The organism is Streptomyces sp. NPDC026522 (assembly GCF_055567555.1).
In genome coordinates, this window is the sequence record NZ_JBVHQF010000004.1 from 368,888 (window position 1) to 393,503 (window position 24,616).

The following is a 24,616-nucleotide window of genomic DNA, read 5'->3' on the forward strand; positions in this document are numbered from 1 at the left end:
GCCGGCTCCGCCGCAAGGCCCGCCGCCGGAACCCGCCCCGCCCCGGGGGCCGTTACCGCAGGCCCGCCGTCGCGAGCAGGTAGGCCACCATCGGGTCGTAGTACCGCGGGTCGCGGACGTGGTCGTCCAGCGGGACGGCCACCTGGAGGGTGCCCTCCGCCTCGCCGAGGAACAGCGCGGGGTCGTTGCAGTCCGCGTAGCCCACCGCGTCGATCCCCCGCTGCGCCGCGCAGCCCGCCCAGCCGTGGTCGGCCACGACCAGGTCCGGCTGCGGGCGGCCCGTCGCCGCCAGGCCGTCCAGGATCGCCGCCATCGGCGCCGGGGAGTGGGTGTGCCACAGCGTGGCCCCGCGCTCCAGTACGGCCACGTCCGCGAACTGCCACACCGAGCCCTCGTCGGCGGTCAGGCCCGGCGGGACCACCACGATCTCGCAGCCCGCCCCGCGCAGGGCGGCCGCCGTCGCCCGGTGCACGTCCAGGAGGCCGCCCGGGTGACCGGTGGCCAGCAGCACGCGCTGGCGGTCCGCCGCCGCCTTGCGCAGCCGGGCCGCCATCCGGTCCAGGGCGGCGACCGTCAGTTCCGGGTCGATGGTGTCCTGCCCGTACCGGTGCTCCGCGTCGTCGACGACCCCGCACCGCTCGGCCATCACGGCCAGGACGTCCTGCTCGTCCGTCCAGCGGTCGCCGAGTTCCAGGCCCAGCCAGTAGTGCCGGTCGCCGTTGGCGAGCTTGCGGTAGTGGGAGAGGTTGTTCTCGCGGGCCGTGGCCACGTCGCCCGCGATCCGGGTGCGGACCAGGTGGTCGACCAGTTCGGCGCGGCTGGGAGTTCCCTCGGGCTGGGCGGGCGTCTCTATCGGCTTAGGCATACGGGTCATTCTGCCGCCGCCCGGGCGGAGCCGTCTGTTCCATCCCGGTCGGCGGACACCCGGGGTCACCCCGACAGCGCTCCGAACGCCCCGTTGGCGAGCCGGCGCAGCAGCGACTCGGTGGCCTCCCGGCCCGGGGCCGCCAGGTGCGGGGTGGAGTTCAGCAGGCCGAAGACGGCGTGCACCGAGACCCGTACCTCCGCCTCGCCCACCTCCGGATGGAGCTGCCGGACGACGTCCACCCACAGTTCGACGTACTGCCGCTGGAGCTGGCGCACGAGCTTGCGGTCGGCCTCGCGCAGCCGGTCCAGCTCCCGGTCGTGCAGGGTGATCAGCGCGCGGTCGTCCAGCGCGAAGTCGATGTGCCCCTCCACCAGGGAGGCCAGCACGGCCGCCGGGTCCCCGGCCGCCTCCTCCACCCTGCGCCGGCCACCGGTGAGCAGCCGTTCGCTGATCCCGACGAGCAGCTCGGCGAGCATCGCGTCCTTGCCCGCGAAATGGCGGTAGAGGCCGGGTCCGCTGATGCCCACCGCGGCCCCTATCTCGTCCACGCCGACGCCGTGGAAGCCGCGCTCGGCGAAGAGGCGGGCGGCCTCACTGAGGATCTGCTCGCGACGGGTCGGGGCGGCCGCTCTGGTGCTCATGGGAATCCATTCTAGACAGGGCCGTTAGCGCTCGTTAACCTAAGCCCCACAAGCGTTAACGCTCATTAACGGCGTGACCGGTTTACGTGGACCGAGCAAGGGAGCTCGACCGATGCAGCAGGCACCAGTGCTGACGAGCGCCGCGGACCCGGCGTCCGAGGCCTGGCGGACCAACGAGGCCGCCCACCGGGAACTCGCCGAGGGCCTGCGCGCCCGGCTGGAAGCGGCCCGCCTCGGCGGCGGCGAGAAGGCCCGCGCCCGCCACACCGCCCGGGGCAAGCTGCTCCCGCGCGAGCGCGTGGACACCCTCCTCGACCCGGGCTCCCCCTTCCTGGAGCTGGCCCCGCTGGCCGCCGAGGGGATGTACGGGGGCGCGGCCCCGGCCGCGGGGGTCATCGCGGGCATCGGCCGGGTCAGCGGCCGCGAGTGCGTGATCGTCGCGAACGACGCCACCGTCAAGGGCGGCACGTACTACCCGATGACCGTCAAGAAGCACCTGCGGGCCCAGGAGGTGGCGCTGGAGAACCGTCTCCCCTGCCTCTACCTGGTCGACTCCGGCGGCGCCTTCCTCCCGATGCAGGACGAGGTCTTCCCCGACCGGGACCACTTCGGCCGCATCTTCTACAACCAGGCCCGCATGTCGGGCGCCGGCATCCCGCAGATCGCCGCCGTCCTCGGCTCCTGCACCGCGGGCGGGGCCTACGTACCGGCGATGAGCGACGAAGCCGTCATCGTCCGCGGCCAGGGCACGATCTTCCTGGGCGGCCCCCCGCTGGTGAAGGCCGCCACCGGCGAGGTCGTCACGGCGGAGGAGCTCGGCGGCGGCGAGGTCCACTCCCGGATCTCCGGCGTCACCGACCACCTCGCGGAGGACGACGCGCACGCGCTGCGGATCGTCCGCAACATCGTGGCGACCCTGCCCGGGCGCGGGGCGCTGCCCTGGCCGGTCGAGGCGCCCGAGGAGCCGAAGGCGGACCCGTACGGGCTGTACGGCGCGGTCACCGTCGACTCGCGCACGCCCTACGACGCCCGCGAGATCATCGCCCGGATCGTGGACGGCTCCCGCTTCCAGGAGTTCAAGTCGGAGTTCGGGCAGACGCTGGTCACCGGCTTCGCCCGGATCCACGGCCACCCCGTCGGCATCGTCGCCAACAACGGCATCCTCTTCTCCGAATCCGCCCAGAAGGGCGCCCACTTCATCGAGCTGTGCGACCAGCGCGGCATCCCGCTCCTGTTCCTCCAGAACATCTCGGGCTTCATGGTCGGCCGCGACTACGAGGCCGGCGGCATCGCCAAGCACGGCGCGAAGATGGTCACGGCGGTGGCCTGCACCCGGGTCCCGAAACTGACCGTGGTCGTCGGCGGCTCGTACGGGGCGGGCAACTACTCGATGTGCGGCCGCGCGTACTCGCCCCGCTTCCTGTGGATGTGGCCGAACGCCAAGATCTCGGTGATGGGCGGCGAACAGGCCGCTTCCGTCCTCGCGACCGTCAAGCGCGACCAGATCGAGGGCGCGGGCCAGGAGTGGCCGGCGCAGGACGAGGAGGCCTTCAAGGCCCCGGTCCGCGCGCAGTACGAGGAGCAGGGCAACGCCTACTACGCCACCGCGCGGCTGTGGGACGACGGGGTGATCGACCCGCTGGAGACCCGGCAGGTGCTGGGGCTGGCCCTGACCGCGTGCGCGAACGCCCCGCTGGGCGACCCGCAATTCGGCATCTTCCGTATGTGACGTGAGGACCACACTGATGTTCAGCACTGTTCTGGTCGCGAACCGGGGCGAGATCGCGGTACGCGTCATCCGCACCCTGCGGGAGCTCGGCATCCGCTCCGTGGCCGTCTTCAGCGACGCGGACGCGGACGCGCGCCATGTGCGGGAGGCCGACACGGCCGTCCGGATCGGCCCGGCGGCCGCCGCCGAGAGCTACCTGTCGGTGGAGCGGCTGCTGGACGCCGCCCGGCGCACCGGCGCCGAGGCGGTCCACCCCGGCTACGGCTTCCTCGCGGAGAACGCGGCCTTCGCGGCGGCCTGCACGGAGGCCGGCCTCGCGTTCATCGGGCCGCCGGCTTCGGCGATCTCGCTCATGGGCGACAAGATCCGGGCCAAGGAGACGGTGAAGGCGGCCGGGGTCCCGGTCGTCCCCGGCTCGTCCGGGAGCGGCCTGAGCGACGCCGAACTGGTCTCGGCCGCCGAGAAGATCGGCATGCCGGTGCTGCTGAAGCCCTCGGCGGGCGGCGGCGGCAAGGGCATGCGCCTGGTGCGGGACGCGGACCTGCTCGGCGAGGAGATCGCGGCGGCCCGCCGCGAGGCCCGCTCGTCGTTCGGTGACGACACGCTGCTGGTGGAGCGGTGGGTGGACCGGCCGCGGCACATCGAGATCCAGGTGCTGGCGGACGCCCACGGCAACGTGGTGCACCTCGGCGAGCGCGAGTGCTCGCTCCAGCGGCGCCACCAGAAGGTCATCGAAGAGGCCCCCTCGGTCCTGCTGACGCCGGAACTGCGGGCGTCGATGGGCGCGGCGGCGGTGGAGGCGGCCCGCTCCTGCGGGTACGTCGGCGCGGGCACGGTGGAGTTCATCGTGCCGGGCGGCGACCCGTCCTCGTACTACTTCATGGAGATGAACACCCGGCTCCAGGTCGAGCACCCGGTGACGGAGCTGATCACCGGGCTGGACCTGGTGGAGCAGCAGCTGCGGGTGGCCGCCGGGGCCGAACTGGGCTTCACGCAGGCCGAGGTCACGCTGACCGGCCACGCGATCGAGGCCCGGATCTGCGCCGAGGACCCGGCGCGCGGGTTCCTGCCGTCGGGCGGTACGGTGCTGGCGCTGGCGGAGCCGTCGGGCGGGGCGGTCCGTACCGACTCGGGCCTGGTGGCCGGGGTGGACACGGGGTCGACGTACGACCCGATGCTGTCGAAGGTCATCGCCTACGGGCCGGACCGGGCAACGGCCCTGCGGGTGCTGCGCGGCGCGCTGGCGGACACCGTGATCCTGGGCGTCCAGACCAACGCGGGCTTCCTGCGGCGCCTGCTGGCCCACCCGGACGTCGTGTCGGGCGACCTGGACACGGGCCTGGTCGAGCGCGACCTGGACCGGCTCCTGCCGGACGGCGTCCCGCCGGAGGTCTACGCGGCGGCCGCGCTGCTCAACCTCCGCCGCCCCGCCCCTTCGCGGAACCCCGCCGGGGGCACCGGCTGGGTGGACCCCTTCGACGCCGCCAACGGCTGGCGCCTGGGCGGCACCCCCGCCTGGACGGTCCACCACTTCCGCCTCCCGGGCCAGGACCCGGTCCAGGTCCGCACCCGCCCTCTGGGCGCCGAAACGGAACTGCTCCTGTCAGCCGACGACGGCGCCGGGCCGAACCCGGCCTCGCGTGGGGGTACCCCCGGACGGAGTCTGGGGGAGTTCGAGGCGCGGGGTCTGGGACAGAGCCCCAGCGCACCGGCCCGCGGCCGGATCGTCACCGGCACCAGCGACACCGTCACCATCGAACTCGACGGCGTCACCCACCGCTTCACCCACGCCACCTCCCCGGACGGGACCTGGCTCGGCCGCGACGGCGACACCTGGCACGTCCAGACCCACGACCCCGTCACCGCCAACCTCAGCGGAGCGGGCCGCGCAGGGGCCGACACCCTCGCCGCCCCCATGCCCGGCACCGTCACCGTCGTCAAGGTCGCCGTCGGCGACCGCGTCACCGCCGGCCAGAGCCTCCTCGTGGTCGAGGCGATGAAGATGGAGCACGTCATCTCCGCCCCGCACGCCGGAACCGTCACCGAGCTCGACGTCTCGCCCGGCACCACCGTCGCCATGGACCAGGTCCTGGCCGTCGTCACCCCCGAAGCGGAGGGAGAGAGCGCATGAACGGCCTCCCCATGACCGTCCCCGGCACCGGCCTCCCCACCCGCGTCCGGATCCACGAGGTCGGCGCCCGCGACGGCCTCCAGAACGAACGGACCACGGTCCCGACCGCCGTGAAGGCCGAGTTCGTCCACCGCCTCGCCGCGGCCGGGCTGACCACCATCGAGGCCACCAGCTTCGTCCACCCCAAGTGGGTGCCCCAGCTGGCGGACGCCGAGCAGCTCTTCCCCCTCCTCGCCGGCCTGGACGCGGCCCTGCCCGTCCTCGTCCCCAACGAGCGCGGGCTCGACCGCGCGCTCGCCCTCGGCGCCTCCCGGATCGCGGTGTTCGGTTCGGCCACCGAGACCTTCGCCGCCCGCAACCTCAACCGCACCGTCGCCGAGTCCCTCGCCATGTTCGAGCCCGTCGTGGCCCGCGCCAAGGCCCAAAAGGCCCACGTCCGCGGCTACCTGTCCATGTGCTTCGGCGACCCCTGGGAGGGCGCGGTCCCGCTCCCCCAGGTGGTCCGCACCGCCAAGGCGCTGCTCGACCTCGGCTGCGACGAACTCAGCCTCGGCGACACCATCGGCGTCGCCACCCCCGGCCACGTCCGGGCGCTGCTGTCCGCCCTCAACGCGGAAGGCGTCGCCACCGAGCGGATCGGGGTGCACTTCCACGACACCTACGGCCAGGCCCTCGCCAACACGCTCGCCGCGCTGGAGCACGGCGTGACCACGGTCGACGCCTCCGCCGGCGGCCTCGGCGGCTGCCCGTACGCGAAGAGCGCCACCGGCAACCTCGCCACCGAGGACCTGGTGTGGATGCTCGACGGCCTCGGCATCGAGACCGGGGTCGATCTGGCCGCCCTCACCGCCACGAGCGTGTGGATGGCCGAGCAGTTGGGCCGGCCGAGCCCATCCCGTACCGTCCGCGCCCTCTCCCACAAGGAGTAACGAGAACCATGTCCCTCGACCACCGGCTCACCCCCGAGCACGAGGAACTCCGCCGCACCGTGGAGGAGTTCGCCCACGACGTCATCGCGCCGAAGATCGGCGACCTGTACGAGCGGCACGAGTTCCCGTACGAGATCGTCCGCGAAATGGGCCGGATGGGCCTGTTCGGCCTGCCGTTCCCCGAGGAGTACGGCGGCATGGGCGGTGACTACCTCGCCCTCGGCATCGCCCTGGAGGAGCTGGCCCGCGTCGACTCCTCGGTCGCCATCACCCTGGAGGCCGGGGTCTCCCTCGGCGCCATGCCGATCTTCCGGTTCGGCTCCGAGGAGCAGAAGCGGGAGTGGCTGCCGCGGATGTGCTCCGGCGAGATCCTCGGCGCCTTCGGGCTGACGGAGCCGGGCGCGGGCTCGGACGCGGGCGGCAGTCGCACCACCGCCGTCAAGGACGGCGACGAGTGGGTGATCAACGGTTCGAAGTGCTTCATCACCAACTCCGGTACGGACATCACCGGCCTGGTCACCGTCACCGCCGTCACCGGGCGCACCGAGGACGGCCGGCCGCGGATCTCCTCGATCATCGTCCCGTCCGGCACCCCCGGCTTCACGGTCGCGGCGCCGTACTCCAAGGTCGGCTGGAACTCCTCGGACACCCGCGAGCTGGCCTTCGACAACGTACGCGTCCCGCTCGCGAACCTGGTGGGCGAGGAGGGCCGCGGCTACGCCCAGTTCCTGCGCATCCTGGACGAGGGGCGGGTGGCGATCTCGGCGCTCGCCACCGGTCTGGCGCAGGGCTGCGTGGACGAGTCGGTGAAGTACGCCAAGGAGCGGCAGGCCTTCGGCCGGCCGATCGGGGACAACCAGGCCATCCAGTTCAAGCTGGCCGACATGGAGATGCGCGCCCACATGGCCCGGGTCGGCTGGCGTGACGCGGCTTCGCGGCTGGTGGCGGGCGAGCCGTTCAAGAAGGAGGCGGCGATCGCGAAGCTGTACTCCTCCACCGTCGCCGTGGACAACGCCCGTGAGGCGACGCAGATCCACGGCGGCTACGGCTTCATGAACGAGTACCCGGTGGCGCGGATGTGGCGCGACTCCAAGATCCTGGAGATCGGCGAGGGCACGAGCGAGGTGCAGCGCATGCTCATCGCCCGCGAACTGGGTTTCGCGGGCTGACGGCCGGTCCGCTCGCGGACGCGTGACGGACGAGGGGGCCCGGCGGAAGTTAGGGCCCCCTTACTCATTTCGAGCAAGGTTAGGCTAACCTTCCCTCGAACGGCCTTCGTGGCCGCCCGGCACGCACCACGCACGAAAGCGGACATCCACATGCCCAAGTCCCGGACCTCCCCCCTCACCCGTCGCGGCCTCATCGCCGCCGGCGGCGCCCTCGGTCTCGTCGCGGCGCTCTCCGCCTGCGGCGGCACCGACCAGGCCAAGGGCGGCGCGGGCGAATCGGACAAGGGCGCCGCGGCCTCCGGCCCTTGGAGCTTCAAGGACGACCTGGGCAAGGAGGTCACGGCCAAGTCGACGCCGAAGAACATCGTCGCCTTCACCGGCACCGCGGCCGCGCTCTCGGACTACGGCGTCAAGGTGAAGGGCGTGTTCGGCCCGACCAAGACCGCCGACGGCAAGCCCGACGTCCAGGCCGGCACGATGGACATCTCCAAGGTCGAGATCCTGGGCAACGTCTACGACGAGTTCAACGTCGAGAAGTACGCGGCCCTGCGGCCCGACCTGCTCGTCACCAACACCTGGGACGGCAGCTACTGGTACGTCCCCGAGGCTGCCAAGGACAAGATCCTCAAGCTGGCCCCGGCCGCCGCGATCTCGGTGGGCGGCGACGCCTCCCTCGACAAGTCCCTGGAACGCACCGCAGCCCTCGCCAAGTCGCTGGGCGCCGACCTGAACTCCAAGGCCGCCGTCGACGCCAAGGCCCGCTTCGAGGCCGCCTCCGCCAAGGTCCGCGAGGCCACCAAGGCCAACCCGGGCATCAAGGTGCTCGTCGGTTCCGGGGCCGCCGACCTGTTCTACGTCTCCACCCCGAAGACCTCCGCCGACCTCAAGTACTTCGAGTCGCTCGGCGTCGAGTTCGTCGTCCCGGAGAAGCTGGACCAGGGCGGCTTCTACGAGAGCCTGAGCTGGGAGAACGCCGGCAAGTACAAGGCCGACGTGATCCTCCTGGACAACCGGACCGGCACCCTCCAGCCGGAGGAGCTCAAGGCCAAGCCGACCTGGGCCGAGCTGCCCGCCGTCAAGGCCGGCCAGATCACCCCGCGCGTCACCGAGCCGATCTACTCGTACGACAAGTGCGCCAAGATCCTCGAAGACCTCGCCACGTCGATCCAGAACGCCAAGAAGGTCAGCTGACCCGCCTGCCTTCCGGCGCCGCCGATCAACTCCCAGGGGGACCCGCCGCATGACCGCCACCCACGCCGATACCGGTACCGCCACCGCCACCGACGTCGCGCACTTCCGGTTCTTCGCACTCGAAGTGCTCCGCACCCGCCGGCTCGGCCACTCGTTCCTGCGGGTCACCTTCGGCGGCGAGGCCCTCGCCGGCTTCCGCTCGGGCGGCTACGACCAGAGCCTCTCCCTCTTCCTCCCGCCCCCGCACCGGGAACACACCGAGCTCCCGTCCACCGATGAGGACACCTGGTTCGGGGCCTGGCGCGCCCTGCCGGAGGCCGAGCGCCCGGTGATGCGCTCCTACACCGTGCGCGAGCAACGGCGTACGCCGCAGGGCGTGGACGAGGTCGACATCGACTTCGTGCTCCACGGGGACACGAGCCCCGCCTCCGCCTGGGCCGGGCGGGCGGTCACCGGCCGGCGGATCCTGGCGATCGGGCCGGCCGTCGCGGAGAACAAGTCCGTACGGTTCCAGCCGCCGGCCGACGCCGACATGATCCTCATGTACGCGGACGAGACGGCGCTGCCCGCCGCGGCCGCGATCTTGGACCGGCTCCCCTCCGGCACGCGCGTCAAGGCCTGGTTCGAAGTCCCGCACGAAGACGACCGGCTCACCCCGAGCACCCTCGCGGACGCCGACATCACCTGGGTGGTGCGCGCCGCGGGCCCCGGCCGGGAGCGGACCGGGCAACTGCTGGAGGTCGTCCGGGCGGCCGAACCGCCCGCCGCCGAAGCCCCGTACGCCTGGATCGCGGGCGAGTCCGGCACGGTCCGCGCAGTGCGCCGCCACCTGGTGCGCGAACGCGGGGTCGACCGGCGCCGGGTGCGGTTCACCGGCTACTGGCGGCTCGGCGCGAGCGAGGAGGAGCTCCTCGCGGAGGCGTACTCGGGCACGGCTCCCAGCGAGGACCCGAGCGCGGAGCTGTAGCCCCAACGCGCTCCACGTACGCCCCATTTCAGAGAGGGCCCCGGCCGGTCGGCCGGGGCCCTCTCCGTTTGGTGGGGAAGTTAGGTTAGGCTAACCTAAGCAGCACAGCCCACCCCCACTTGCCCTTGCCCGGAGGAAAGTTGATGCGTTCGCATCTGCTCAATGAGACGACCGCGGACCTCTACCGGCGTTCCGTCACCGAAGGCGTCGACCGCGTCGCCGCCAAACTGGCCACCACGGAACGGCCCCACACCGGTATCTCCGTCGCCGAACTCGCCCCGGTCATCAACGGGATCGACCTCGACAAGCCCCTCGAAGACCCGGCTGCCGCCCTCGACGAACTCGAAGAGGTCTATCTGCGGGACACGGTGTACTTCCACCACCCCCGCTACCTCGGGCACCTCAACTGCCCCGTCGTCATCCCCGCCGTACTCGGCGAGGCGATCCTCTCCGCCGTCAACTCCTCGCTGGACACCTGGGACCAGTCCATCGGCGGCACCCTCATCGAGCGCCGCCTGATCGGCTGGACCGCGGGGCGCATCGGCCTCGGCCCGCGCGCCGACGGCGTGTTCACCTCCGGCGGCAGCCAGTCCAACTTCCACGCCCTGCTGCTCGCCCGCGACGAGGCCTGCCGCATCGCCGCGCAGCGCGCCCGCACCGAGGGACGCGACCTCACCAAGGCCGCGCTGCTGCCCCGGCTGCGCATCCTGGCCTCCGAGGCGAGCCACTTCAGCGTCCGCAAGTCCGCCGCCATGCTGGGACTCGGCTACCAGGCCGTCATCTCCGTCCCCGTCGACCGGAACCGCCGGATGGACACCTCCGCCCTGGCCCTGGAACTGGAGAGCTGCGCCCGCGAAGGCCTGATCCCGATGGCCGTCGTCGCCACCGCCGGCACCACCGACTTCGGGTCCATAGACCCGCTCCCCGAGATCGCCCGCCTGGCCGCCGAGCACTCCACGTGGATGCACGTGGACGCCGCCTACGGCTGCGGACTGCTGGTCTCCCCCACCCGCCGGCACCTCCTGGACGGCATCGAGCACGCCGACTCCGTCACCGTCGACTACCACAAGTCCTTCTTCCAGCCCGTCAGTTCCAGCGCCGTCCTGGTCCGCGAACGCGACACCTTGCAGCACGCCACCTACCACGCGGACTACCTCAACCCGCGCCGCATGGTGCAGGAGAAGATCCCGAACCAGGTCGACAAGTCCATCCAGACGACGCGCCGCTTCGACGCCCTCAAGCTGTGGATGACCCTGCGCGTGATGGGCGCCGACGCCGTCGGCTCGCTCTTCGACGAGGTCATCGAGCTGGCCGCGGCCGGCTGGCAGCTGCTCGACGCCGACCCGCGCTTCGAGGTCGTCGTGCGTCCGCAGCTCTCCACCCTCGTCTTCCGCTACGTCCCCGTGGGCGAGGACCTGCGGCCCGACCTGGTGGACGAGGCCAACCTGCACGCCCGCAAGGCGTTGTTCGCCTCCGGTGAGGCCGTCGTCGCCGGCACCAAGGTCGACGGCCGGCAGTACCTGAAGTTCACCCTCCTCAACCCGCAGACCACGACGTCCGACATCACGGCCGTCCTCGACCTCCTCGCCGCACACGCCGAGCAGTACCTGGGAGAATCCCTTGCCGTCCACTCGTGAGCCCCATGACTTCATCGGCATCGGCCTCGGCCCCTTCAACCTGGGACTCGCCTGCCTGACCGCGCCGATCGACGGACTCGACGGCCTCTTCATCGAGTCGAAGCCGCACTTCGAGTGGCACGCCGGGATGTTCCTGGACGGCGCCCACCTCCAGACGCCGTTCATGTCGGACCTCGTCACCCTCGCCGACCCGACCTCGCCCTTCTCCTTCCTGAACTACCTCAAGGACAAGGACCGGCTGTACTCCTTCTACATCCGGGAGAACTTCTACCCGCTGCGCGCCGAGTACAACGACTACTGCCGCTGGGCCGCGGACCGCCTCGACAACGTCCGGTACTCGACCTCCGTCACCGAGGTCACCTACGACGAACGGGCCGGGCTGTACGAGGTCCACACCGACCGCGGTGAGACCCACCTGGCCCGCCACCTGGTCCTGGGCACCGGCACCCCGCCGTTCGTCCCGCCCGCCTGCGCGGGTCTGGGCGGCGACTTCACCCACAACAGCGCCTACATGGAGCACAAGGCGCAGCTCCAGCAGAAGGAGTCGATCACCCTCGTCGGTTCGGGGCAGAGCGCCGCCGAGATCTACTACGACCTGCTCGGCGAGATCGACGTACACGGCTACCGGCTCAACTGGGTCACCCGCTCCCCTCGGTTCTTCCCGCTGGAGTACACGAAGCTGACGCTGGAGATGACCTCCCCCGAGTACGTGGACTACTTCCACGCGCTGCCCGAGGAGACCCGCTACCGGCTGGAGTCGCAACAGAAGAACCTGTTCAAGGGCATCGACGGCGAGCTGATCAACGCCATCTTCGACCTGCTCTACCAGAAGCGGATCAGCAGCCCCGGCCAGGTCCCGACCACCCTGCTCACCAACACCTCCCTCAACTCCGCCGCGTACGACACCACGTCGGGCCGGTACACGCTGGGCCTGCGCCAGGAGGAGCAGGAGCGGGACTTCTCCCTCAGCACCGAGGGCCTGGTGCTCGCCACCGGCTACCGCTACGCGCTGCCCGAGTTCCTGGCGCCCGTGCGCGAGCGGCTGCGCTTCGACGGACACGGCCGGCCCGACGCGGCCCGCAACTACAGCATCGACGTCACCGGGCGCGGGATCTTCCTGCAGAACGGCACCGTCCACAACCACTCCGTCACCGCGCCCGACCTGGGCATGGCCGCGTACCGCAACGCGTACATCATCGGCGAGCTCCTCGGGCGCGAGCACTACAAGGTCGAGAAGTCCATCGCGTTCCAGCAGTTCGCCGCCCCGGAAGGCACCCTGGTATGAGCACCACCGAACTCCTCTTCACCCGTACCGATCCGGCCCTCGGTGATTTCGCCCTGCGCCCGCTCGACCCGTTCTCCGACGCGGAGCTGCTGCACGGCTGGGTCACCCACCCCAAGGCGGCCTTCTGGCTGATGGGGGGCGCCTCCCTGCCGGACGTGGAACGCGAGTACATGCGGATCGCCGCGGCCGCGCACCACGAGGCGTTCATCGGCCTGCACGACGGCCGGCCCGCCTTCCTGATGGAGACGTACGATCCGAGCCGGCTGGAGCTGGTCGGCCTGTACGACGCCCGACCGGGCGACGTCGGCATGCACTTCCTGGTCGCCCCCAGCGACACGCCCGTCCACGGTTTCACCCGCGCGGTGATCACCACCGTCATGGCGGCCCTGTTCGCCGACCCGGCCACCCGCCGGGTGGTGGTCGAGCCGGACGTCCGCAACACCGCCGTCCACGCGCTCAACGCGGCCGTCGGCTTCGTGGCGGACGGCCCGGTGCGCAAGCCCGAGAAGGACGCCCTGCTGAGCTTCTGCACCCGTGAGCAGTTCGAAGCGGCCACCCGGGAGGGATCCATATGAGCCTCGCCGACGCCGTCGCCCACCTCTCCCCGGAGCTGTGGGCGCGGGCCAACCGCGCCCTGGTCCGCAAGGCCCTCGCGGAGTTCTCCCACGAGCGCCTGCTGACCCCCCGGCCGCTGGACGACCAGCAGTACGCGGTCACGAGCGACGACGGCAGCGTGGAGTACCGCTTCCGCGCCGTCCGGTACGCGCTGGACCACTGGGCGGTGGACGAGTCCTCGATCACCCGGCACCGTGCCGGGGCCGAGCTGCCGCTCGACGCGCTGGACTTCCACATCGAGCTGCGCGAGACCCTCGGTCTGGGCGCGGAGGTCCTGCCGGTGTACCTGGAGGAGATCTCCTCCACCCTGGCGGGCGCCGGATTCAAGTACACGAAGCCGCAGGTCTCCTCCGCCGTCCTCGCCAAGTCGTCCTTCCAGGACATCGAGACCGGCATGACCGAGGGCCACCCCTGCTTCGTCGCCAACAACGGCCGCCTCGGTTTCGGCGTGCACGACTACCTCGCGTACGCCCCGGAGGCGGCGAGCCCGGTCCACCTGGTGTGGGTGGCGGCCCACAAGGACGTCTCCACCTTCACGGCGGGCGCGGGCCTGGACTACGACTCCTTCATCCGCGAGGAGCTGGGCGGGGAGACCGTCGCTGACTTCGCCGCCCGTCTCGCCGCGCTGGACCTCGACCCGGCGCACTACCACCTCTTCCCCGTCCACCCCTGGCAGTGGTGGAACAAGACGACGGTCACCTTCGCGGCGGAGATCGCCAACCGCCGGCTCGTCCTACTGGGCGAGGGCCCGGACGCCTACCTGGCCCAGCAGTCGATCCGGACGTTCTTCAACACCACCGCCCCCGGGAAGCACTACGTCAAGACCGCCATCTCGGTGCTGAACATGGGCTTCATGCGGGGCCTGTCGGCGGCGTACATGGAGGCCACCCCGGCCATCAACGACTGGCTGCACCAGTTGATCGGGTCCGACGCGGTGCTGCGGTCGGTGGACTTCTCGATCATCCGAGAGCGGGCGGCGATCGGCTACCACCACCGCCAGTACGAGCGCGCGACCGACCGCTACTCGCCGTACCGCAAGATGCTGGCGGCGCTGTGGCGCGAGTCCCCGGTGGCCTCGCTGCGGGAGGGCGAGCGGCTCGCCACGATGGCGTCCCTGTTGCACGTCGACGCGGAGGGCCGGTCCTTCGTCGGCGCCCTGATCGAGGAGTCGAAGCTGCCGGCCGAGGACTGGCTGGCCGCGTACCTGCGCGCCTATCTGGTCCCGCTACTGCACTGCTTCTACGCGTACGACCTCGCGTACATGCCGCACGGGGAGAACACGATCCTCGTCATCGAGGGCGGTGTGGTGAAGCGGGCGGTCTTCAAGGACATCGCCGAGGAGATCGTGGTCATGGACCCGGACGCGGTCCTGCCGCCGGCGGTCGAGCGGATCCGGGTGGAGGTCCCGGAGGACATGAAGCTCCTGTCGGTCTTCACGGACGTCTTCGACTGCTTCTTCCGCTTCCTCGGCCCGATCCTGGCGGCGGAGGGCATCTGCGGGGAGGAAACCTTCTGGCGGGCGGTGGCCGACTGCGCCCACGCCTACCAGGATTCGGTGCCGGAGCTGGCGGAACGATTCGCCCGCTACGACCTCTTCGCGCCGGAGTTCCAGCTGTCCTGCCTGAACCGCCTCCAGCTGCGCAACAACCGGCAGATGGTCGACCTCGCCGACCCCTCGGCGGCCCTCCAGCTGGTCGGCACCCTCAAGAACCCCGTCGCGCCCTTCGCCCGGCGCTGACCGGGGAGGCGGGGCGGGCGCCGATACGGTCCCTCGGCGCCCGCCCCGGCCGCGAACGTGCCCCGGGTGTTAGCTTCGTCCCCGTGGCGGAGCACCAGGACGAGACCAGGGCGGCCTACGACGGGGTCGTGGGGCTGTACGCGTCGATGTTCGCGGACCGGCTGGTGACCCGGCCGTTCACGCGCAACATGATCGCCACCTTCGCCGAGCTGGTGCGCGGGACGGGGAACCGGCGGGCGGCCGACGTCGGGTGCGGGCCGGGGCATCTGACGGCGATGCTGCACGACCTGGGGCTGGACGCCTTCGGGCTCGACCTCTCCCCGGGCATGGTCGACCACGCCCGGCGGGCCCATCCGGCGCTGCGGTTCGACGAGGCGCGGATGGAGGCCCTGCCGGTCGGGGCCGGCGCGCTGGGCGGCGTACTGGCCCACTACTCGATGATCCATACGCCGCCCGATGAGCTGCCCGCGCTGCTCGCCGAGCAGGCGCGGGTCCTGGCGCCGGGGGGCCTGCTCCTGGTCTCGTTCTTCGCGACGGACGGGCCGGAGCCGGTCCGCTTCGACCACAAGGTGACGCCCGCCTACAGCTGGCCGGTGGACCGGTTCGCGGAGCTGCTGACCGGGGCCGGGCTCGTCCCGTTCGCCCGGCTGCTCCACGACCCGGTCTCCGAGCGGGGCTTCCTCGACGCGCACCTGCTGGCGCGGCGCCCGTAGGCCCCTGCGGTCAGGCTTTGCCGGTGAGGGACGACACCAGCTGCTTCGTCAGCTTGGTGCCGCCCGCCAGGCCTTTGTCGGTGCTGCTGCTGACGAGCACGGTCGCCACCGAGGTGCCGACCCGCGCGGCCACCAGCGTCGTGCCGCCCTTCCAGGCGCTGCTGGTCAGGGTGATGGTCCAGGCGCCGTCACCGACGCCGGCCAGAGGCTTCTCGGTGACCGTCACCTTGGCGTGGCTATCGCTGTCGGTATAGCTGGGGCACGCTTTGGAGATCTTGCCCAGCGCGTCGAGCACGGTCGTGGCGGTCGTGTCCCGGTAGACGTCGATCTCCTGGGCGAACTCCTCGGAGGAGTTCTTGTTCACGTAGTCGTTCTGCGCGAACGAGACGCCGTCGATCCCGGTGATCTCCACCCACGAGGTTCCGCCGAGCTTGGTGCAGTCGGGGGTGGGCACGTCGGCGGTGGCCGGCAGCTGGTACCCCTTGCCGGTGTCGCGCGCGCCCTCCGGTTCGACGGCGAAGCCGGCCGGGAAGAACGAGGCGGGCGCGAGCGCCGCCTTGAGCTGCTCGCCCGTCAGCAGGCCCTTGTTCGGGCCGGCGGCCGGCGCCGCGGTGGCCTTCGGCGAGCCCGTGGCCGACGCGGCGGGCTTCGGGGCGGCCTTCGGGATGGCGAAGGAGCAGGCGGTCAGCGCCAGCGGAAGGGCCGCGACGGTGAGCAGTCTGACGGCGGGGGATATCTGACGCACGATGTGACTCGACCTCGATGTTCGTATGCAGCAAGAGACTCGCGCATCCCATCGGGTTGCTCCCAGCAGGACAAGAGCCCGGCACATGCTTTGCCAGAAGATAGGAAACGTTTACCGGAATCCGCCCGTCCGGGATTGGATTCTGCTAAGGTCCGCCGCCGAACTCCTGAACGGGATGGCGTGGACGTTCCGGACCGGGGCGGACCATCTCGTGCGCACAAGAGGTGGCGGCAGCATGAAGCTTCCCCGCACAGCCCACACCGAGCAGCCTTGGCGGATCCACGAGTTCGCCCGTGACTTCGACGTCGAGGACGTGTGGTCGTACCGAACGCCCGGCGCCGGACCGGACGACTTCCCCGTGATGCTCGCCGCGATCTCGGCGGCCGGCCGGCCTGACCAGCAGGGCCCGTTGGCCCGCGCCCTGTTCGCGGTGCGCCGGAAGCTCGGTGACCTCCTCGACTGGGACCGGCCCGGTACGGGCGTGGGCGCGCGGGTCGAGTCCCTGCGCGACCGCGTTCCGGCCGAATTGCGCGAAACGGCGGACGGCTCGGGTGCGGACGGCCCGTTCACCACCGTGTACGAGACCCACGACGAGGCGGTCCGCGAACTGGCGAACAGGACCGTCCACGCCCTCATGCACCTGGGCTGGGTGCCGGCCCGCGACGGCGGGTACGAGCTGCGGATGACGGTGCTGGTGAAGCCCAACGGCCGGTTCGGCCGGCTCTACATGGCCCTCATCGCGCCGTTCCGCCGCCTGGTCATCTACCCGGGACTGACCCGCCAGTGGGAGCGTGCGTGGCGGGAACGCGCGTCCGGGCCGCTGCGGCGGTAGCCGGTGTGGTGCAGGACCCAGGCGTCGGGGCCGGAGCCGGCCAGGCAGGTGGTGCACTCGACCTCGTGGACGGGGCTGCTTCCGGTCCGGTCGGCGATCAGCAGCCAGTCGGACGGGCTCACCACCCCCCTCACCGGGGGACCTTCTTCCCTTCCAGCTCGGCCCACACCCGTTTCCCGGGCCCGACCCGCTCCCCGACGGCCCACCGGTCGGCGAGGGCGGCGACGAGGTAGAGAGCCGGGCCGGGGGGGCGCGGGGCGGAACCGGGCGAACACCAGACCCAGTACACCGACGGTGTCCAGCCGGGCCAGGCCGCCGGTCATGCCGTCCAGGAACACGACGCTGCCGTGCTTGTTGTGCACGTACACCAGGTGCCCGCTGACCTCGGTGCCGCCGATCGCCCGGCGCACCCATACCACTCCCTGGGTCTGCGGCCCGGTCTCCTCGGCGCGCTGGATCACCTCGTCCCAGCTCGCGCACCGCAGCTGCTCGGCGGTCGGGAAGTACCGCTTGAGCAGCAACTCCCACCACCCCGGCGCCTCGTGCGCCGGCTGCCAGGGCAACGGTGACGACGGCGCCCCGGCGATCATGGCGGCCACCGTGACCACGCACCCGCGCGAGTTCAGCCGCCGCGCCCGCTCCTCCGGGTCCGGCTCCGACTGAGTCCTGGCGTACGCCGCCGCGTCACCCCACGGGTCGTTCGAGGCGGGATGAAAGGGCCGTCCGAGGTCCTTGGGCACCACCACGGAGGCGGCCAGCATGGGCGTCCTCGGGTACGCCGGCTGCTCTCTGGTCCGGCAAGCGAACAACCACGTACCGGCGTCCTCGGCGACCGGCTCGATCCCCACCAGCTCGACCAGCCCGTGGTAAGCGGTGAGGAGCCACTCCAGGCCCCGCTGCCACGGCTCGGCCTTACGGGTCTTCGCCTTGGCTGCCGTGTCCCAGCCACCGTGGCGCACGTACGCCCGTTTGCCGCGCGCCGACCGGCCCCCCGGCCGCTATCCCCACGGTACGTCCGGCGCGCGGTAGTACGTGATGCCCTGGGCGTCCAGGCGGGGGGCCTGGGCTGCCAGGCGGCGGCTGTACGACGGCCAGTCGTGGGAGGCCGCCCGGGACCAGCCGAGTTCCGCGAGGCCCAGCATGCGGGGGAAGGCCATGAGCTCCCAGTCGGCCCGGGTTCCGATGGTCTCCGTCCACAGCGGCGCCTCGACGCCCAGGACCGCCGACTCCGGGACCCCCGGCAGGAACGCCCCCGGGTCCCAGTCGTAGGACCGCTTCACCGGGACGTAGCCCGCCCACGCCAGGCCCGGCTTCGTCGTCACGTCGTACTTCATGTCCAGGTACAGCCGGTCCGCCGGGGACAGGATCAACGGGTGGCCCGCCTGCGCCACCTGCGCGAGCCGCTCCTTCTCCTTCACCGGGGTCCCGCCGTGGCCCCAGTACTGGAGCACCGCCCCCGGGGCCGGCCGGGCCGCCGCCAGCTGGTGCCAGGCCACCACCGTCTTGCCGTACTTGCCCACCACCGCCTGCGCCCGGTCCATGAAGGCCGCGTAGTCCGCCGCCGGCGTCGCGTGCGCCTCGTCGCCGCCGATGTGCAGGTACTTGCCCGGGGTCAGCTCCGCGAGCTCCCCCAGCACGTCGTCGATGAACTCGTACGTCCGCTCCTTGCCGACGCACAGCGAGCTGAACCCGACCTTCGTCCCCGTGTACCGCTCTCGCGCCCTGCCGTCGCAGTTCAGCTCCGCGTACGAGGCCAGCGCCGCGTTCACATGGCCCGGCATGTCGATCTCCGGGACCACGTCCACGTACCGTTCGCCCGCGTACGCCACCAGGTCCCGGTACTCGTCCTTCGTCCAGTGGCCGCCCGGTCCGCCGCCCACCTCGCTGCCGCCGCCGTACTCCGCGAGCCTCGGCCAGGACGCGGACTCCAGCCGCCATCCCTGGTCGTCGGTGAGGTGGACGTGCAGGGTGTTCACCTTGTACTGGGCGAGCTGGTCCACGTACCGCTTGACCTGCTCGACCGTGAAGTGGTGCCGCGCGATGTCGACCATCGCGCCGCGGTACGCGAACCTCGGCGCGTCCGTGACCGTCCCGCCCGGCACCGTCCCCGGGCCGCTCACCGGCAGCAGCTGCCGCAGCGTCTGCCCCGCGTGGAACAGCCCGGCCGGGGTCCGGGCGGTGAGGGTGATCCCGTCCGCCCGGGTCTCCAGCCGGTAGCCCTCCGCGCCGAGCCCGGGCGCCGTCGGATCCAGCCGCAGCCGGACCCCGTCGCCGTCCACCCCGTCGACCACCGGCAGCGGCAGCCGGCTCGGCCCGCGCAGCTGCTCCGCCAGGAGTTCGCCGACCCGGCGGACCTCCTCGTCCGGCCCGGACGTACGGATCACCGTGCCCGCCCCGAACCGGTACCCGGCGCCCGCCACCCGTACGGAGGCCGGCGCGGGCAGCAGCCGTGCGTACGGGGCCGGCGCGGCGGGACGGGCGGCGCCCGGGCGGCCGTCCCCGGCATCCGCGCCGTGGGCGGCGGCGCAGGACAAGGCGGCGCAGGAAAGGGCGGCTGCGGCGCCGCCGAGGACGAGGAGGGTACCGAGCGTGCGTCGCAGGACTCTCATGCGCCCAGGTATAGGCCACCGCGGCCGTCAACACCGGTGACAGAATCACAAGATGGCGGAAATCATCCAGAAGGACGGCACATGGACCTTCGACGGGGACGCGGTGCGCATCGTCCCGGGCCGGGACAAGGACGTCGGCCCGCTGCGCCAGGCCCTCGGGGAACTCTCGGTACCGCTCCACGCGATCGCCGGGGTCTCCTATGAGCCGGGCCGCAAGTCCGGCCGGCTGCGCCTTCGGCTCCGCGACGGCGCCGACCCGCTGACCCAGGGCACCGGCGGCCGGCTGCCCGACGCCGCCGACCCGTACAAGCTGGCCGTGGACGCGGCCCGGGCCGGGGTCGCGGAGTACTTCGTGGACGAGGTGCGCAACGCGCTGCTGCTCGACCAGGTCGATCCCGGCCCGGCGGACGCGTACCTGCTGCCCGGGCCGCCGGTGCCGGTGACGGCCGAGGCGGGCGACGCGACGGTGTCCTTCGACGGCGACACGATCACGCTGGACTGGAACTGGACGGCGGAGGACGCCAAGCACTCGGCCGGCCCGAGCCGGTTCCGGGTGGCGGACGTACGGGCGGTGGACTGGGTCCCGGCGAAGGGCCTCTCCAATGGCTGGCTCCGGTTCACTCTGACGGGTGGCCAGGCGGCGGCCGCCGCCAAGTACGACCCCTACGCGGCCGAACTCTTCGGCTTCGGCAAGAAGGAGCTGCTGACCGCGCTGGTCGCGGCGGCCGTGACCGTACGCCTCCCCCACCCGGCCGCGGCGGCCGACCCGCCCCCCGCGCTCACCGCGACCGCCCCCGCCGCGCTTCCCCGCCCCGCCTCCGCCGACCACGACGCACTCCTGCGCCGGCTGCGCGAGCTCGGCGAGCTGCACAAGGAGGGCGTCCTCACCTCCGAGGAGTTCCTCACCGCGAAAGCTGCCATTTTGGGGCATTTCTAACCGAGCCAGATCGGAACCAGACATTCCTGTGGTCCAGACCAGCAGGATCCTGCCCGCTTCCGGGCAGAATTTTTGCGTTCCGGCCCGTTGGCCGTCAGTATCTACCCGTGCTCGACCGCCGCCCGTCGCATGACGACCTCGTCGACCACCTGGTGCGCAGCACCTCGCTCCAGCGAGGCGAAGCCACCCGGGTGGTGCTCGACGTACTCGCCTACTTCGACGAGACGACCGAGGCGTTCGTCCGCCGCCGCCACCGCGAACTGCAGTCCGGCGGCTCCGTCAACGCGGAGATCTTCGAACGCATCGCGGCCGAACTGCCGCACCGCGCCGTGGCACCCCCGGAGCTCTCGCTCCGGCAGCTGCGCCGCATCGTCTACGGCTGAGCGGGCCCCACCAGGGCCGGGCCCCACCGGGCCAGGTACGAGCACGATCCACCGGACTTCAGGAGGGGCAAGACCGTATGTGCGGAATTGTGGGTTACATCGGCAAGCGTGACGTCGCACCGCTGCTGCTGGAGGGTCTCCAGCGCCTGGAGTACCGGGGTTACGACTCCGCGGGCATCGTCGTCAACAGCCCGAAGTCCGCGGCCCTCAAGGTCGTCAAGGCCAAGGGCCGGGTCCGCGAGCTGGAGTCCCGCGTGCCCAAGCGGTTCGCCGGCACCACCGGTATCGCCCACACCCGCTGGGCCACCCACGGCGCCCCGAGCGACATCAACTCCCACCCGCACCTGGACGCAGAGAACAAGGTCGCCGTCGTCCACAACGGCATCGTGGACAACGCCTCCGAGCTGCGCGCCAAGCTGGAGGCCGACGGCGTCGTCTTCCTCTCCGAGACCGACACCGAGGTGCTCGTCCACCTGATCGCCCGCTCCCAGGCCGACTCCCTGGAGGAGAAGGTCCGCGAGGCGCTCAAGGTCGTCGAGGGCACCTACGGCATCGCCGTCATGCACGCCGACTTCCCGGACCGCATCGTCGTCGCCCGCAACGGCTCCCCGGTCGTGCTCGGCATCGGCGAGAAGGAGATGTTCGTCGCCTCGGACGTCGCCGCGCTGGTCGCCCACACCCGCCAGATCGTCACCCTGGACGACGGCGAGATGGCCACCCTGAAGGCCGACGACTTCCGTACGTACACCACCACCGGTACGACGACCACCGCCACGCCGGAGACCGTGGAGTGGGAGGCCGCCTCCTACGACATGGGCGGCCACGACACGTACATGCACAAGGAGATCTCCGAGCAGGCGGAAGCCGTCGACCGCGTGCTGCGCGGCCGGATCGACGACCGCTTCTCCACCGTCCACCTGGGCGGCCTGAACCTGGACCCGCGCGAGGCGCGCGGCATCCGCCGGGTCAAGATCCTGGGCTGCGGCACCTCGTACCACGCGGGTCTGATCGGCGCCGGCCTCATCGAGGGCATGGCGCGCATCCCCGCCGACGCCGAGCCGGCCTCGGAGTTCCGCTACCGCAACGCGGTCGTGGACCCGGACACCCTGTACATCGCGGTCTCCCAGTCGGGCGAGACGTACGACGTCCTCGCGGCCGTCCAGGAGCTCAAGCGCAAGGGCGCCCGCGTCCTCGGCGTGGTCAACGTGGTCGGCTCCGCCATCGCCCGCGAGGCGGACGGCGGCGTGTACGTGCACGCCGGCCCGGAGGTCTGCGTCGTGTCCACCAAGTGCTTCACCAACACGGTCGTGGCGTTCGCGCTGCTCGCCGTGCACCTGGGGCGCATCCGGGACCTGTCGGTGACCGACGGCAAGCGGATCATCGAGGGCCTGCGCAAGCTGCCCGCCCAGATCCAGGAGATCCTGGAGGGCGAGGAGGACATCAAGAAGCTGGCGGCCGAGTACGCCGAGGCCAAGTCGATGATGTTCATCGGCCGGGTGCGCGGTTACCCGGTGGCCCTGGAGGCCTCCCTCAAGCTGAAGGAGATCTCCTACATCCACGCAGAGGCCTACCCCGCCTCCGAGCTCAAGCACGGTCCGCTCGCGCTCATCGAGCCGGCGATGCCGACGGTCGCGATCGTCCCGGACGACGACCTGCTGGACAAGAACCGCGCGGCGCTGGAGGAGATCAAGGCGCGCAGCGGCCGGATCCTGGCGGTGGCCCACCGCGAGCAGGAGAAGGCCGACCACACGATCGTCGTCCCCAAGAACGAGGACGAGCTGGACCCGATCCTGATGGGCATCCCCCTCCAGCTGCTGGCGTACCACACCGCCCTGGCCCTGGGCCGGGACATCGACAAGCCGCGCAACCTGGCCAAGTCGGTCACGGTCGAGTAGCCACACGGCGCATCGCAGCGGCACATCGCACCTGCGCGGCACACCGGCACGTGAAACGGGCCCCGGGGATTTCCCCGGGGCCCGTTCTCATCCGCGGGTCCTCACCCGGCGGCGACGGCGCCGCGCCGGGAGCCCCGGCCGACCGCCACCGGCCAATGGGCCAGGGCGGCCGTCGCCCCGTACCAGGCCAGCAGGCCGGCGACCGCCGCCACCCAGCCGGCGGCCTTGCCCAGTCCGCCGCTGCCGGCGAAGGTGCCCACCGCGAGGAGCACCAGGGAGAGGGTGAGCAGGCCGTAGACGCCCTGCCCGAAGGGTCCGCCGGCCGCGCCCACCGTCAGGGTGAGGGCGAGGAGGGCGAAGAGGACCAGGAACAGACCGGCCGCGTGCGCCGACACCTTGGCGTCGGCTCCGCCGGCCCAGGTGAACCAGAAGGCCCCGAGGCCCGCGAACGCGGTGCCGTTGAAGCCGTTGCCGCCGCGGAACTCCAGGAGTCCGAGGGCGAAGAGGGCGAGACCGCCCACGTACATCGCGAGGGATACGGAGTCTGCCGCGCTCACGCCGCTGATGATGCCGGTGTGGCCGATACCGAATGCGAGAAGGGTGAGACCCAGGGCTATGTGCCCGAGGGTCGAAGTCGAGGCCGTGCTTCCCGCAGAGACACCATTGTCCACGGCGGGCTCCCTTCGATCTGCAGTTGTTTGCTGCGTCCCAGCAGCATTTATCTACCCCTTACACCGGGGTTCACAACCGCACAACCGGCGAACGGAGTGTTACGGAATCACAACAACAGGTCGCTGGGCGCGCTTGGCGAGCCGTCCCGCCACCGAGCCGAAGATCCGCCCCACGATGCCGTGCGTGGAGCCGACCACGATGGCGTCCGCCGAGTACTCGCGGCCGACCTCCTCCAACTCGTGGCAGATGTCGCCGCCCCGCTCGACCAGGATCCACGGCACCTCGGTGAGGTAGTCCGCGCAGGCGAGCTCCAGCCCCAGCACCTCGGTGCGGTGGTCCGGGACGTCCACGAAGACGGGCGGCTCACAGCCGGCCCACACGGTGGTGGGCAGCCGGTTGGCCACGTGGACGATGATCAGACCGGAGCCGGAGCGCCGGGCCATCCCGATGGCGTACGCGAGGGCGCGCTCACTGGACGTGGAGCCGTCGAAGCCGACCACGACGCCGTGCCGGAAGGCCGGGTCGCAGGGGTGGCGCGTCTGTTCCACCGCGCGCAGGTCGGCCGACGCGGAGTCGGCGAGGCGCTTGCGCTTGCGGTCCGCGGGTTCGGAGTATTCGTGACCGGCCATGGATGTCTCGGCGAAGGGTCCTCGGGGGAAGCGACAGGGGGTTTCGGCGACGCACTGTGACGGAGCTCTGTCCGGGAAGCATCTTCCCAAGCCCTTACCCCTCAGGGTACGGCGACACCCTTGTCCTGCACAGGGCTTGCCGCCCTTGAGGAGCGTCCCAGGGAGCATGCCCGAGGGGCGGCGCGTTGGCAATGGCGACTGCCCCCTACAGCCAGTGACGAGGGCGCCGCGCGCCACCCGTGCGCGCAGTGACCGAGCCGCGCCGCCCGCCGTTGGACAAGGGTCCGACCGTCCAGGAAGA

The 24,616-nt window shown here is 71.6% G+C and carries 22 protein-coding genes; 15 read left to right on the plus strand and 7 right to left on the minus strand.

All coding sequences use genetic code 11. The features are described from left to right. Positions 1–52: 52 nt before the first annotated feature. Positions 53–874: a phosphatase gene (locus ACZ4M3_RS13075; RefSeq protein WP_467731902.1), complete on the minus strand. Its 822-nt coding sequence runs from the start codon at positions 872–874 to the stop codon at positions 53–55. 56 nt (positions 875–930) lie between these two features. Continuing rightward, positions 931–1,509: an SACE_7040 family transcriptional regulator gene (locus tag ACZ4M3_RS13080; protein ID WP_467731904.1), complete on the minus strand. Its 579-nt coding sequence runs from the start codon at positions 1,507–1,509 to the stop codon at positions 931–933. Positions 1,510–1,621: 112 nt separating this feature from the next. Between ACZ4M3_RS13080 and ACZ4M3_RS13085 the strand changes: the two genes are divergently transcribed. The 11 genes from ACZ4M3_RS13085 (at position 1,622) to ACZ4M3_RS13135 (ending at position 15,613) form a co-directional block, all read left to right on the plus strand. Further along, the gene (locus ACZ4M3_RS13085) at positions 1,622–3,238 is read left to right on the plus strand and encodes a carboxyl transferase domain-containing protein (protein ID WP_467731906.1); all 1,617 of its coding nucleotides are present in this window, start codon (positions 1,622–1,624) and stop codon (positions 3,236–3,238) included. A 16-nt stretch (positions 3,239–3,254) separates the two neighbouring features. Then, positions 3,255–5,369, plus strand: coding sequence for an acetyl/propionyl/methylcrotonyl-CoA carboxylase subunit alpha (locus ACZ4M3_RS13090; RefSeq protein ID WP_467731908.1), 2,115 nt, complete (start codon positions 3,255–3,257; stop codon positions 5,367–5,369). Next, positions 5,366–6,298: a hydroxymethylglutaryl-CoA lyase gene (locus ACZ4M3_RS13095; protein ID WP_467731910.1), complete on the plus strand. Its 933-nt coding sequence runs from the start codon at positions 5,366–5,368 to the stop codon at positions 6,296–6,298. Before ACZ4M3_RS13090 ends, ACZ4M3_RS13095 begins: the two co-directional genes overlap by 4 nt. An 8-nt stretch (positions 6,299–6,306) precedes the next feature. Further along, complete coding sequence (locus ACZ4M3_RS13100) at positions 6,307–7,467, plus strand: acyl-CoA dehydrogenase family protein (protein WP_467731911.1); 1,161 nt, start codon at positions 6,307–6,309, stop codon at positions 7,465–7,467. 150 nt (positions 7,468–7,617) lie between these two features. Continuing rightward, on the plus strand, positions 7,618–8,658 hold the full coding sequence (locus ACZ4M3_RS13105; RefSeq protein ID WP_467731913.1) for an ABC transporter substrate-binding protein: 1,041 nt from the start codon (positions 7,618–7,620) through the stop codon (positions 8,656–8,658). A gap of 49 nt (positions 8,659–8,707) precedes the next feature. Further along, on the plus strand, positions 8,708–9,625 hold the full coding sequence (locus ACZ4M3_RS13110; RefSeq protein ID WP_467731915.1) for a siderophore-interacting protein: 918 nt from the start codon (positions 8,708–8,710) through the stop codon (positions 9,623–9,625). Positions 9,626–9,768: 143 nt separating this feature from the next. Further along, on the plus strand, positions 9,769–11,262 hold the full coding sequence (locus tag ACZ4M3_RS13115) for a pyridoxal phosphate-dependent decarboxylase family protein (protein ID WP_467731917.1): 1,494 nt from the start codon (positions 9,769–9,771) through the stop codon (positions 11,260–11,262). Beyond that, complete coding sequence (locus ACZ4M3_RS13120; protein ID WP_467731918.1) at positions 11,246–12,547, plus strand: lysine N(6)-hydroxylase/L-ornithine N(5)-oxygenase family protein; 1,302 nt, start codon at positions 11,246–11,248, stop codon at positions 12,545–12,547. Before ACZ4M3_RS13115 ends, ACZ4M3_RS13120 begins: the two co-directional genes overlap by 17 nt. Then, complete coding sequence (locus ACZ4M3_RS13125; RefSeq protein ID WP_467731920.1) at positions 12,544–13,122, plus strand: GNAT family N-acetyltransferase; 579 nt, start codon at positions 12,544–12,546, stop codon at positions 13,120–13,122. The genes ACZ4M3_RS13120 and ACZ4M3_RS13125 overlap by 4 nt, the downstream gene beginning before the upstream one ends. Beyond that, on the plus strand, positions 13,119–14,900 hold the full coding sequence (locus tag ACZ4M3_RS13130; RefSeq protein WP_467731922.1) for an IucA/IucC family protein: 1,782 nt from the start codon (positions 13,119–13,121) through the stop codon (positions 14,898–14,900). The genes ACZ4M3_RS13125 and ACZ4M3_RS13130 overlap by 4 nt, the downstream gene beginning before the upstream one ends. An 83-nt stretch (positions 14,901–14,983) precedes the next feature. Then, positions 14,984–15,613 carry a class I SAM-dependent methyltransferase gene (locus ACZ4M3_RS13135; RefSeq protein ID WP_467731924.1) on the plus strand — a complete coding sequence of 210 codons (630 nt, stop codon included), beginning with the start codon at positions 14,984–14,986 and terminating at the stop codon, positions 15,611–15,613. Between the two features lie 10 nt (positions 15,614–15,623). Here the strand turns inward: ACZ4M3_RS13135 and ACZ4M3_RS13140 are convergent, their stop codons facing one another. Beyond that, a complete protein-coding gene (locus ACZ4M3_RS13140) occupies positions 15,624–16,358 on the minus strand; it encodes a hypothetical protein (protein WP_467731926.1) in 735 nt (244 codons plus the stop codon). Between the two features lie 235 nt (positions 16,359–16,593). Between ACZ4M3_RS13140 and ACZ4M3_RS13145 the strand changes: the two genes are divergently transcribed. Further along, positions 16,594–17,190, plus strand: a complete 597-nt coding sequence (locus tag ACZ4M3_RS13145) for a DUF2867 domain-containing protein (RefSeq protein ID WP_467731928.1) — start codon at positions 16,594–16,596, stop codon at positions 17,188–17,190. Here the strand turns inward: ACZ4M3_RS13145 and ACZ4M3_RS13150 are convergent. Both ACZ4M3_RS13150 and ACZ4M3_RS13155 read right to left on the minus strand, forming a co-directional pair. Then, complete coding sequence (locus ACZ4M3_RS13150) at positions 17,121–18,149, minus strand: toxin glutamine deamidase domain-containing protein (RefSeq protein ID WP_467731930.1); 1,029 nt, start codon at positions 18,147–18,149, stop codon at positions 17,121–17,123. The two genes, ACZ4M3_RS13145 and ACZ4M3_RS13150, sit on opposite strands and share 70 nt — an antisense overlap. A 39-nt stretch (positions 18,150–18,188) precedes the next feature. Next, positions 18,189–19,799: a beta-N-acetylhexosaminidase gene (locus tag ACZ4M3_RS13155; RefSeq protein WP_467731932.1), complete on the minus strand. Its 1,611-nt coding sequence runs from the start codon at positions 19,797–19,799 to the stop codon at positions 18,189–18,191. A gap of 52 nt (positions 19,800–19,851) precedes the next feature. Between ACZ4M3_RS13155 and ACZ4M3_RS13160 the strand changes: the two genes are divergently transcribed. The 3 genes from ACZ4M3_RS13160 (at position 19,852) to glmS (ending at position 23,014) form a co-directional block, all read left to right on the plus strand. Continuing rightward, positions 19,852–20,736: a DUF4429 domain-containing protein gene (locus tag ACZ4M3_RS13160; RefSeq protein ID WP_467731934.1), complete on the plus strand. Its 885-nt coding sequence runs from the start codon at positions 19,852–19,854 to the stop codon at positions 20,734–20,736. Positions 20,737–20,843: 107 nt separating this feature from the next. Next, positions 20,844–21,119 (plus strand): hypothetical protein, encoded by a 276-nt coding sequence (locus tag ACZ4M3_RS13165; protein ID WP_467731936.1) that lies wholly within the window; start codon positions 20,844–20,846, stop codon positions 21,117–21,119. 77 nt (positions 21,120–21,196) lie between these two features. Then, on the plus strand, positions 21,197–23,014 hold the full coding sequence (glmS, locus tag ACZ4M3_RS13170; protein WP_467731938.1) for a glutamine--fructose-6-phosphate transaminase (isomerizing): 1,818 nt from the start codon (positions 21,197–21,199) through the stop codon (positions 23,012–23,014). Between the two features lie 101 nt (positions 23,015–23,115). Here the strand turns inward: glmS and ACZ4M3_RS13175 are convergent, their stop codons facing one another. Both ACZ4M3_RS13175 and ACZ4M3_RS13180 read right to left on the minus strand, forming a co-directional pair. Next, on the minus strand, positions 23,116–23,685 hold the full coding sequence (locus ACZ4M3_RS13175; RefSeq protein ID WP_467731940.1) for a GPR1/FUN34/YaaH family transporter: 570 nt from the start codon (positions 23,683–23,685) through the stop codon (positions 23,116–23,118). Positions 23,686–23,784: 99 nt separating this feature from the next. Then, the gene (locus ACZ4M3_RS13180; RefSeq protein ID WP_453356308.1) at positions 23,785–24,315 is read right to left on the minus strand and encodes a universal stress protein; all 531 of its coding nucleotides are present in this window, start codon (positions 24,313–24,315) and stop codon (positions 23,785–23,787) included. Between the last annotated feature and the right edge of the window lie 301 nt (positions 24,316–24,616).

Coding starts and splice junctions, on each gene's coding strand:
- ACZ4M3_RS13160 (WP_467731934.1), top strand. CDS start 19,852: ATGGCGGAAATCATCCAGAAGGACGGCACATGGACCTTCGACGGGGAC.
- ACZ4M3_RS13180 (WP_453356308.1), bottom strand. CDS start 24,315: ATGGCCGGTCACGAATACTCCGAACCCGCGGACCGCAAGCGCAAGCGC.
- ACZ4M3_RS13155 (WP_467731932.1), bottom strand. CDS start 19,799: ATGAGAGTCCTGCGACGCACGCTCGGTACCCTCCTCGTCCTCGGCGGC.
- ACZ4M3_RS13095 (WP_467731910.1), top strand. CDS start 5,366: ATGAACGGCCTCCCCATGACCGTCCCCGGCACCGGCCTCCCCACCCGC.
- ACZ4M3_RS13115 (WP_467731917.1), top strand. CDS start 9,769: ATGCGTTCGCATCTGCTCAATGAGACGACCGCGGACCTCTACCGGCGT.
- ACZ4M3_RS13145 (WP_467731928.1), top strand. CDS start 16,594: ATGAAGCTTCCCCGCACAGCCCACACCGAGCAGCCTTGGCGGATCCAC.
- ACZ4M3_RS13125 (WP_467731920.1), top strand. CDS start 12,544: ATGAGCACCACCGAACTCCTCTTCACCCGTACCGATCCGGCCCTCGGT.
- ACZ4M3_RS13105 (WP_467731913.1), top strand. CDS start 7,618: ATGCCCAAGTCCCGGACCTCCCCCCTCACCCGTCGCGGCCTCATCGCC.
- ACZ4M3_RS13085 (WP_467731906.1), top strand. CDS start 1,622: ATGCAGCAGGCACCAGTGCTGACGAGCGCCGCGGACCCGGCGTCCGAG.
- ACZ4M3_RS13090 (WP_467731908.1), top strand. CDS start 3,255: ATGTTCAGCACTGTTCTGGTCGCGAACCGGGGCGAGATCGCGGTACGC.
- ACZ4M3_RS13080 (WP_467731904.1), bottom strand. CDS start 1,509: ATGAGCACCAGAGCGGCCGCCCCGACCCGTCGCGAGCAGATCCTCAGT.
- ACZ4M3_RS13100 (WP_467731911.1), top strand. CDS start 6,307: ATGTCCCTCGACCACCGGCTCACCCCCGAGCACGAGGAACTCCGCCGC.
- glmS (WP_467731938.1), top strand. CDS start 21,197: ATGTGCGGAATTGTGGGTTACATCGGCAAGCGTGACGTCGCACCGCTG.
- ACZ4M3_RS13075 (WP_467731902.1), bottom strand. CDS start 874: ATGACCCGTATGCCTAAGCCGATAGAGACGCCCGCCCAGCCCGAGGGA.
- ACZ4M3_RS13130 (WP_467731922.1), top strand. CDS start 13,119: ATGAGCCTCGCCGACGCCGTCGCCCACCTCTCCCCGGAGCTGTGGGCG.
- ACZ4M3_RS13110 (WP_467731915.1), top strand. CDS start 8,708: ATGACCGCCACCCACGCCGATACCGGTACCGCCACCGCCACCGACGTC.